Genomic DNA, 9,796 nt, shown 5'->3' on the forward strand with positions numbered 1-9,796 from the left:
CACTAAGACATCATTCTTTCCAGTCGCAAAACTATTTAAGAGGGACCTGCTGGTAGATGAGAAATTTAATACAGACTACCATCTAGCTGAAGATGCCTTGTTTTTAACTGAATTGCTACTAAAGACAAGATGTAGTAGCGTATTTATTGACAAACCAATTTATTATTATGATCATCGTGAGGGAAGTGCAACAACATCTGTTAATCGGTATGTATTTGATACGATAGAAGTTTATAAGAACATTATTGCTCAAGTATCACAAGTATTTCCTAATTTAAAATATGAATTAAAAAATAGAGAATGTTGGTCATATATCACAGTCTACGATAAAATCATATTTACTTCATCTGAGCAGTATCAAAAGGAGAAAGTCGAACTAAGGACTTGGATTATTCAGCATCGATACGAAATATGGAAGGATACTTATTTCACCACATTTCGTAAGATAGCTGTTCTGTCACTTGTCTTTTCTCCATGGATATATAAAAAAATTGTTGGATTAAGAAACTAATATTACGAGAAGGAGTTGAAAATGAATTTTCCAATAATGAATGAATACTTTGAAAAATCAAAACTATGGGTTTCATATCTGTTTGTTTTTATTTCGATTTTAAGTATGAGTTCACTAGTTTATAAGATAGCCAATCCTCTTTATAAGGGATTATCAGCAATTGTATTGTTTTATATTTGCTATACGTTATTGTTTAAGTGGAAAAAAATCACAGTAGATCGTAAATTTCTATCCTTATTTGGTCTATTAGCAGGAAGTCATCTGTTATCAGCTATTTTCAATCGCTCTGGACATTTGATTGGAAATGTGATCGAGATTCTCTTTATGGTAACCTATATTTTATTATTTACCATGTTAGAATCAGGCCAATTAAAGAAATTATTTGATTGGATTGCTTACACTATTCAAATTGTTTCTTTTTCTTCTGCGATTTTTGCATTTACATTATTAGTAAGTAAGGTACTTATTCTCTTTAAAATTGGACAGCAATCTTATTACTATGGTGTTATGAATGGCCGTTTGTGGGGAATTGTCAATCCCAATGCTAGTGCAATTTTTTCATATATTAGCATTGTTTTGGCTATGTATTTGATTCATAAAGGAAGTAAATATTCTGTCTATCTTAAACTGAATAATGTGATTCAATTAGTTTACTTCGCAACCATGCAAAGTAGAGGAGCTTTATTATCTTTAGTGTTAATGATTGGGTTTTATAGTTTCTTTATTAACAGGGGCAAGTTAGCTAAGCGATTTCTAATCTTTATTGTTTCTGCTTTACTTGTTTCTGCTGCTAACATCGGATTGAGTTATGTAACTTCTATTTACATATCTTCGGGGAAAGCGACTGTATTAGACTTAAATAAAGGACAATCTTATGCAGAAACGGATTCTTCAGTTATAAAAAAAACAGGTGAACTTCATCTAATAGAAACAACACCTAGTGGTAGAACTTATATTTGGAAAAATGCTATAAAAATGGGAAGTGCGAAACCAATTTTTGGTTATGGTGTACGGAATGTTCCAGATTATTACACAAAATATTTCAGTAAATTTGAGATTCAAAATTCTCTTATTGGTGGAAATTTCCATAACATTTTGGTAACGATATTTGTTAGTTCTGGAATTTTAGGTTTAGTATCCTTTCTGCTTCTACTAGGATATGTAATTAAGCGCTTTTTGACTTATTTGATTGTTTCCAAAAAGAACTCTGAAAAGTTGATTATGATTCTTTTCTTTGGCATCTTGTTCGGTCAATTATTTGAAAGTCAGATTATGTACTCAACTAACTTTATCAATATTATTTTTTGGTTGATTATTGGTTATGGATTAGTTGTTTGCAAACGTGATGAAGGTATTCGTTATCAGGAAGTAACTGATATTAGAGAGATTCAACAGATGGAACTAGGAATCATGGAATACATTCATGAAACTTGTCAGAAAATTGGTGTCAAATATTTCCTAGCTTATGGCAGTCTTATCGGTGCGGTTCGTCATAAAGGTTTTATTCCTTGGGATGATGATATGGATATCTGTATGTTGCGTGAAGACTATGAGAAGTTGCAAGATTATCTCATTGCTTATCCTGATGATCGTTACGAAGTTATGTCTTATAAAAATAATCTCAACTATGTCTATCCCTTTATGAAAGTTCAGGATAATCAAACTTATTTATTAGAAGAAGATGTTCGAATTGATTCCAATATGGGGATTTATGTAGATATTTTCCCTGTAGATGGATATGAGGATGACTCGGTTTTTAAAGCTAAAATGACGAGACTTATAAAAAAACGTCAATTAAGCTGTTATACATTTAAAGGGATTACCAATACTAAAAGTCTATTAAATTCTTTAATTCGCTATATATCAGTCATTATCTTCTATTTCACAAATACGAATAAGTATATTAGAGGCATTGATGAGCTTGCTCAATCTAGAAAAGTAGATGATTACGAGTTGGTTGACTATCTTATTTATAAAGATATGCATAAACCAGTCTGGAAGCGAGAGTGGTTGAAACAAACTATTACGGGTGTATTCGAAGGTAAGGAATTTATGATCCCAAAAAACTATCATGAAATTCTGACCTCGGACTACGGAGATTATACGCAACTGCCACCAGTTGAGCTAAGGTTCTCTCATCATGATTTTCAATTGTGGAAGATTATTAAGGTATCCCAATGATGTCATTGAAATGAAGAAGCCATTAACTTGATGTAAAAAGATTAGGAGTGAATAATAGATGTCAGAGAAAATTTTGACTCTTGAAGAAATTAAACAAATTGAATTAGATATTTTAAACTATTTGCATGAACTGTGTGAGGAGCATGAAATCAAGTATTTTATTGATTTTGGGACCTTACTAGGAGCTGTACGCCATAAAGGTTTTATTCCTTGGGATGATGATACCGATATTTCTTTGGCTAGAGATGAATTTGAAAAGCTCTATGAGATATTAAAAAATGAAAAACATCCCTATTATAGATTAATTTCATATAGAGAAACAAAAGGATACCCTTATACATATATGAGAGTTTATGATGTGAGGACAAGAAGAGATGCTAATCTTTTAGATAAGTCGGTTGTTCTAGGTACTTGTGTTGACATTTTCCCATACGATGGGGTTGTTACAGATGAACGTGATAGAAAAAAGATGAGGCTTTATAAACAATTTATTCGACTTTCGTCTCTGAATTTTAAAGGAGTCAAAATAGATAATGGAGGTGTCAAAAATTTACCACGTTATTTTGCATCTGCAATTTTCAGACTGACTTCTCCACAGAAATGGAATGAAAAATTGGAGAAGTTAGCTTTGCAATATGATGTTGAGCAGGCTACAGATCTTGCATGTACTACTTATGACTCTTACTATCCAAGTGGAATTAAGAAAGAGTGGTTATATGATACAATTGAAATGCCATATGAGAATATTCTTGTGAAGGTTCCTAGAAAATTCCATGAGATTTTGGTTTACGAGTTTGGTGAAGACTATATGACTCCTCCGCCTATTGAAAATCAAAATCCAGGAACTGATAAAAATTACTGGATTGATTAATTTATGAGCAAATTGCTTTGATTTGATAATTCGATAAAATAAATAACCTACCTATCTACTGGAATATTCCTTGTTTTAGATAGGTAGGTGATTTTTTTAATTTCTTTTAATCTTAGCAAGAGCAAGATTGAGTGCATAATGGAATGTTTTATCTTTTGTGATAAAAAGTATCAAGAGATAGTAGATTCCACAGGTTGCAACAGTCGAGAGAACCATGAGGATCATATTGAGGTCGACTGTATAAGAGTTGATTTGGAAAAGGAATTTAAACGCAAAATAGATTGGAATGAATCCGAGCGATACAATAGTATAGCGTGTTAAAGTAGTAAAGATTTCTTTTAAGTCAAGCAGATGATGTTTCTTGATAAAGTAAATTTCCAGTAGAACAACTACAGTTTCTGCAATAATAGTAGTAGCAATGTAGTACTCTGGTGCAAAAATATTATTGAAATACAAGAGACTGTTGAGTAGGATATTAGCGCCGCCACCAATAAAGTAAAAGGCTGTTAAACGATTTTCGTGGTCGTTGATGAAGATAATTTGTTTACCGAGAATCAACTCAATAGCCCAAATGATAGTTCGAAAGGCGAAGACACTAGTCACAATACCAGCTTCAAGGTATTTTTCAGAAGAGTAGATAACTGCTGCGTAGTTTCCTAATACCATAATCCCAATACTGGTTGGAATGATAAGGAAATAAAAGAGGGCAGCTCCTTGGTTCAGAAGATTTTTATAAGATTCGTAGTCTTTCTTACCCAGATAGTAGCCGAGACGTGGAATACTGACGTTGATAGCTCCACTCAGGACACTGGCAATCAACATAACGATGCTGAAAGCAATGGTATAATAAGAAATATAGTTTTCATCAGGCCCTTTGGTGATAAACATTCTATCAAGTAAGGTGTAGAGCATATTGGCATTAGCTAGAAGCAACATGGTCAATAGCGGCTTAGATGCTTTAACTAATTCGACAAGACCAATCTTAACAAAGGAAACTTCTCGCTTAATCCAGAGAAAACTGAGTAGATAGTTGAGAATTGTCGTTGCACTCATGATGATTGCATAAGGTACGATATCATTTGGAGTTTTTACAAAGGTGAAGATAGCGACCAACATGGCAATACGAATAACCAATGTTTTGTATAAGATGAATGCATAATTTTCATAAGCTTCATTCATCCACTCGATATAAAGGAATTGGAAGAGAGCCTGGACACCAAGTATATAGTAGAGTTCTTTCAAATTTTCAATACTATTATCCAGATAAATAAATAGGAAATAGATACTTGTTGTTAGAACAGATGTAATAATGGAGATATAGAATAACTTGGAGAAGACATAATTAATCTTATCTTTGTCGTCCTTAACCTTACTGATAGCACGAATCCCGTAGTTGTAGATTCCGAAGGCGGCTAAAGGAATGACAAAGCTAGCCCAGGTATTGGCGGTATTGAAGTAACCGTAGTTGGATTTGCTGAGAATCCGAGTCAGATAAGGATTGGTTATCAGCGGAAAAACGATATTGAGAACATTGACTAGTAAGCTAGCCAGTGCATTAACTTTTATATTTTTCATTGTACTTTCTTTCTTGTATTGTAAAATGGTCTCTAGTATTATATCACATTCTCGCTCCATTCTTTTGATAAAATCGTAAAAATCTAGTATAATAGATAGAACTGAAAGTATGAGGTTACTAGCAATGAAAATGAAACAAATTAGTGATACAACTTTGAAAATCACGATGTCTTTAGAGGATTTGATGGATCGTGGAATGGAGATTGCTGACTTTCTTGTTCCTCAAGAAAAACAGAAGAGTTCTTTTATGCTATCTTGGATGAGTTAGAGATGCCTGATAGCTTTCTGGATACAGGCATGTTGAGCTTCCGTGTGACTCCAAAACCTGATAAGGTAGATGTCTTTGTGACCAAGTCAAAGATTGACCAAAATCTAGATTTTGAAGACTTATCGGATTTGCCAGATATGGAAGAATTGGCTCAAATGTCGCCAGATGAATTTATCAAAACCTTGGAAAAAAGCATCGCAGACAAAACTAAGGATGATATTGAAGCGATTCAATCTCTAGAACAAGTTGAAGCCAAGGAAGAAGAGCAGGAGCAGGATCAACAAGAAGTTGAGAACAAGAAAGAGCCCTACATCTATTACATCCTTTCTTTTGCTAAGTTGGCTGACTTGGTGTCTTTTGCTAAGACAGTGACTTTTGAGATGGAAACTTCTGAACTCTACAAGATGAATGAGCGCTATTATTTGACTATTTTAGTGGATATTGAAAATCATCCAAGTCCATATCCAGCTTGGCTGTTGGCCCGTATGCGCGAGTTTGCGGACGATAGTGATATCAGTCGTTCAGTCTTGCAGGAGTATGGTCAAGTCTTGATGAATCACGATGCAGTGCTTAATCTGCAAAAGATTGGATAATCATTTCTGGAAAGTTATTTTCAGATTTTAAGAAGAGCGAATCGTCTGATTCGTTTTTTCTTTTCTAGATTGAAATAGTGATTTACTATAATAGGAATTTTCACAAAATTCTGTTATAATGGCTATATTAGAAAATTTCGAGGAGACAAACATGACAGTTAAAATTGCTTTACTAGGATTTGGTACCGTTGCAAGTGGTGTGCCTTTCCTCCTAAAGGAAAATGGAGAAAAAATCAATCAATCAGCACATTCAGAGATTGAAGTTGCTAAGGTATTGATCAAGGATGAAGATGAAAAGAATCGCTTGCTTGCAGCAGGGAATGACTTTAACTTTGTAACCAATGTGGATGCCATTTTATCAGACCAAGATATTACTATCGTAGTGGAATTGATGGGGCGTATCGAACCTGCTAAGACCTTTATCACTCGTGCCTTGGAGGCTGGCAAACACGTTGTTACTGCCAATAAGGACCTTTTGGCTGTCCATGGTGCAGAATTGTTAGAAATCGCTAAAGCTAATAAGGTAGCACTTTACTACGAAGCAGCAGTAGCTGGTGGGATTCCAATTCTTCGTACCTTGGCAAATTCCTTGGCTTCTGATAAAATTACGCGCGTGCTTGGTGTAGTCAATGGAACGTCCAACTTCATGATGACCAAGATGGTGGAAGAAGGATGGTCTTACGACGATGCTCTTGCGGAAGCGCAACGTCTAGGATTTGCAGAAAGCGATCCGACGAATGACGTAGATGGGATTGATGCAGCCTACAAGATGGTTATTTTGAGCCAATTTGCCTTTGGCATGAAGGTTGCTTTTGATGATGTAGCCCATAAGGGAATCCGCAATATCACACCAGAAGATGTTGCTGTTGCTCAAGAACTTGGATATGTAGTGAAATTGGTTGGTTCTATTGAGGAAACTCCTTCAGGTATTGCTGCAGAAGTGACTCCAACCTTCCTTCCTAAAGCGCACCCACTTGCCAGTGTGAATGGGGTAATGAACGCTGTCTTTGTAGAATCTATCGGTATTGGTGAGTCTATGTACTATGGGCCAGGTGCTGGTCAAAAACCAACAGCAACAAGTGTTGTGGCGGATATTGTCCGTATTGTTCGTCGCTTGAATGATGGAACAATTGGTAAAGACTTCAACGAGTATAGCCGTGACTTGGTCTTGGCTAATCCAGAAGATGTCAAAGCTAATTACTACTTCTCAATCTTGGCTCCAGACTCAAAAGGTCAGGTCTTGAAATTGGCTGAAATCTTCAACGCTCAAGATATTTCCTTCAAGCAAATCCTCCAAGATGGCAAAGAAGGTGATAAGGCGCGTGTTGTGATCATCACACACAAGATTAATAAAGCCCAACTTGAAAATGTTTCAGCTGAATTGAAGAAGGTTTCAGAATTCGACCTCTTGAATACCTTCAAGGTGCTAGGAGAATAAGATGAAGATTATTGTACCTGCAACCAGTGCCAATATCGGGCCAGGATTTGACTCGGTCGGTGTAGCTGTAACCAAGTATCTTCAAATTGAGGTCTGCGAAGAACGAGATGAGTGGCTGATTGAACACCAGATTGGCAAATGGATTCCACACGATGAGCGTAATCTCTTGCTCAAAATCGCTTTGCAAATTGTACCAGATTTACAACCAAGACGTTTGAAAATGACTAGTAATGTTCCCTTGGCGCGTGGGTTGGGTTCTTCCAGCTCGGTTATTGTTGCTGGGATTGAACTAGCCAACCAACTGGGTCAGCTCAACTTGTCTGATCATGAAAAATTGCAGTTGGCGACTAAGATTGAAGGACATCCTGACAATGTGGCTCCAGCCATTTATGGTAATCTCGTTATTGCAAGCTCTGTTGATGGACAAGTTTCTGCTATCGTAGCAGATTTCCCAGAGTGTGATTTCCTAGCCTACATTCCAAACTATGAATTGCGTACTAGAGACAGCCGTGGTGTCTTGCCTAAAAAATTGTCTTACAAGGAAGCTGTTGCAGCTAGTTCTATCGCCAATGTGGCGGTTGCTGCCTTGTTGGCAGGAGATATGGTGACAGCTGGTCAAGCAATCGAAGGAGACCTCTTCCATGAACGCTATCGTCAGGACTTGGTGAGAGAATTTGCGACGATTAAGCAAGTAGCCAAAGAAAATGGTGCCTATGCAACATACCTCTCTGGTGCTGGGCCGACAGTTATGATCTTGGCTTCTCATGGCAAGATGCCAACGATTAAGGCAGAATTGGAAAAGCAACCTTTCAAAGGCAAACTGCATGACTTGAAGGTTGATACCCAAGGTGTCCGTGTAGAAGCAAAATAAAGAATAGAAGATAGGATGGGGAAAGTCTCGACTAGGGGGCTTCCTATCCTTTTTTTGAAAAGAAGTCTAGTTAAAAACGTGATAAAGGAGAAATAAAGATGGCAGAAATTTATCTAGCAGGCGGTTGTTTTTGGGGCTTAGAGGAGTATTTTTCACGTATTTCTGGAGTGCTAGCAACCAGTGTTGGCTACGCTAATGGACAAGTCGAAACGACCAATTACCAGTTGATCAAGGAAACAGACCATGCAGAAACGGTTCAAGTGATTTACGATGAGAAGACAGTGTCACTTAGAGAGATTTTACTTTATTATTTCCGAGTTATCGATCCTCTATCCATCAATCAACAAGGGAATGACCGTGGTCGCCAATATCGAACTGGGATTTATTATCAAGATGAAGTAGACTTGCCAGCTATCTACACAGTGGTGCAGGAGCAGGAGCGCATGATTGGGCGAAAGATTGCAGTAGAAGTGGAGAAACTACGCCACTATATTTTAGCTGAAGATTACCACCAAGACTATCTCAAGAAGAATCCTTCAGGTTACTGTCATATCGATGTTACCGATGCTGATAAGCCATTGATTGACGCAGCAAATTATGAAAAGCCTAGCCAAGAAGTGTTAAAGGAAAGCTTATCAGAAGAATCCTATCGTGTTACCCAAGAAGCTGCTACAGAGGCTCCATTTACCAATGCCTATGACCAAACCTTTGAAGAAGGGATTTATGTAGACATTACGACGGGTGAGCCACTCTTTTTTGCCAAGGATAAGTTTGCCTCAGGTTGTGGTTGGCCAAGTTTTAGCCGTCCGATTTCCAAGGAATTGATTCATTATTACAAGGATATGAGCCATGGAATGGAGCGAATCGAGGTTCGTTCTCGGTCAGGCAATGCTCACTTGGGTCATGTTTTCACAGATGGACCTCGGGAGTTAGGTGGTCTCCGTTACTGTATCAATTCTGCATCCTTGCGTTTTGTATCCAAGGATGAGATGGAAGAGGCAGGGTATGGTTATTTATTACCGTACTTAAACAAATAAAACAGAGAGGGTGGGCACTTCCCACTTTCTTCATTTTTAGAATACGAATAGAAGGGATTTATGAAACACCTATTATCTTACTTTAAACCCTACATCAAGGAATCGATTTTTGCACCCTTGTTCAAGTTGTTAGAAGCTGTTTTTGAGCTCTTGGTTCCCATGGTGATTGCTGGGATTGTTGACCAATCCTTGCCTCAGAAAAATCAAGGTCATCTCTGGATGCAGATTGGTTTGCTCCTTATCTTTGCAGTGATTGGCGTTGTAGTGGCCTTGATAGCCCAGTTTTACTCAGCCAAGTCAGCGGTTGGATTTGCCAAAGAACTGACAGATGACCTTTATCGTCATATTCTTTCCTTGCCCAAGGACAGCAGAGACCGTTTGACAACTTCTAGCTTGGTCACTCGCTTGACTTCGGACACTTACCAGATTCAGACTGGTATCAATCAATTCC

General features: G+C 37.1%; 7 protein-coding genes and 2 pseudogenes. 8 read left to right on the plus strand and 1 reads right to left on the minus strand.

All coding sequences use genetic code 11. From position 1 onward, the window contains the following. The 3 genes and pseudogenes from SMIDD26_RS02585 to SMIDD26_RS02595 form a co-directional block, all read left to right on the plus strand. Positions 1 to 511 (plus strand): annotated as a pseudogene (locus SMIDD26_RS02585) (glycosyltransferase family 2 protein); the annotation flags it as partial. A 21-nt stretch (positions 512 to 532) separates the two neighbouring features. After that, positions 533 to 2,692 carry a LicD family protein gene (locus tag SMIDD26_RS02590; protein ID WP_061438818.1) on the plus strand — a complete coding sequence of 720 codons (2,160 nt, stop codon included), beginning with the start codon at positions 533 to 535 and terminating at the stop codon, positions 2,690 to 2,692. A 58-nt stretch (positions 2,693 to 2,750) separates the two neighbouring features. Continuing rightward, entirely contained in the window at positions 2,751 to 3,563 is an 813-nt protein-coding gene (locus SMIDD26_RS02595) for a LicD family protein (protein WP_049512529.1), read from the plus strand. A gap of 96 nt (positions 3,564 to 3,659) precedes the next feature. Here SMIDD26_RS02595 and SMIDD26_RS02600 read toward each other — a convergent pair whose 3' ends face one another. Then, positions 3,660 to 5,138, minus strand: a complete 1,479-nt coding sequence (locus SMIDD26_RS02600) for an oligosaccharide flippase family protein (protein WP_061438819.1) — start codon at positions 5,136 to 5,138, stop codon at positions 3,660 to 3,662. A gap of 124 nt (positions 5,139 to 5,262) precedes the next feature. Between SMIDD26_RS02600 and mecA the strand changes: the two are divergent. The 5 genes and pseudogenes from mecA to SMIDD26_RS12575 form a co-directional block, all read left to right on the plus strand. Next, positions 5,263 to 5,999, plus strand: a pseudogene (gene mecA / locus SMIDD26_RS02605) (adaptor protein MecA). 151 nt (positions 6,000 to 6,150) lie between these two features. Further along, on the plus strand, positions 6,151 to 7,437 hold the full coding sequence (locus SMIDD26_RS02610; protein WP_061438820.1) for a homoserine dehydrogenase: 1,287 nt from the start codon (positions 6,151 to 6,153) through the stop codon (positions 7,435 to 7,437). A 1-nt stretch (position 7,438) separates the two neighbouring features. After that, positions 7,439 to 8,308 (plus strand): homoserine kinase, encoded by an 870-nt coding sequence (gene thrB, locus SMIDD26_RS02615; protein WP_061438821.1) that lies wholly within the window; start codon positions 7,439 to 7,441, stop codon positions 8,306 to 8,308. 98 nt (positions 8,309 to 8,406) lie between these two features. Next, positions 8,407 to 9,345: a peptide-methionine (R)-S-oxide reductase MsrB gene (msrB, locus tag SMIDD26_RS02620; RefSeq protein ID WP_061438822.1), complete on the plus strand. Its 939-nt coding sequence runs from the start codon at positions 8,407 to 8,409 to the stop codon at positions 9,343 to 9,345. Between the two features lie 60 nt (positions 9,346 to 9,405). Continuing rightward, positions 9,406 to 9,796 (plus strand): ABC transporter transmembrane domain-containing protein (locus SMIDD26_RS12575; protein WP_246746863.1); only part of this gene is annotated, 391 nt, incomplete at its 3' end.

This window comes from Streptococcus mitis (assembly GCF_001579035.1).
Classification (GTDB): domain Bacteria; phylum Bacillota; class Bacilli; order Lactobacillales; family Streptococcaceae; genus Streptococcus; species Streptococcus mitis_J.

Coding starts and splice junctions, on each gene's coding strand:
- SMIDD26_RS02610 (WP_061438820.1), top strand. CDS start 6,151: ATGACAGTTAAAATTGCTTTACTAGGATTTGGTACCGTTGCAAGTGGT.
- SMIDD26_RS02590 (WP_061438818.1), top strand. CDS start 533: ATGAATTTTCCAATAATGAATGAATACTTTGAAAAATCAAAACTATGG.
- SMIDD26_RS02595 (WP_049512529.1), top strand. CDS start 2,751: ATGTCAGAGAAAATTTTGACTCTTGAAGAAATTAAACAAATTGAATTA.
- thrB (WP_061438821.1), top strand. CDS start 7,439: ATGAAGATTATTGTACCTGCAACCAGTGCCAATATCGGGCCAGGATTT.
- SMIDD26_RS02600 (WP_061438819.1), bottom strand. CDS start 5,138: ATGAAAAATATAAAAGTTAATGCACTGGCTAGCTTACTAGTCAATGTT.
- msrB (WP_061438822.1), top strand. CDS start 8,407: ATGGCAGAAATTTATCTAGCAGGCGGTTGTTTTTGGGGCTTAGAGGAG.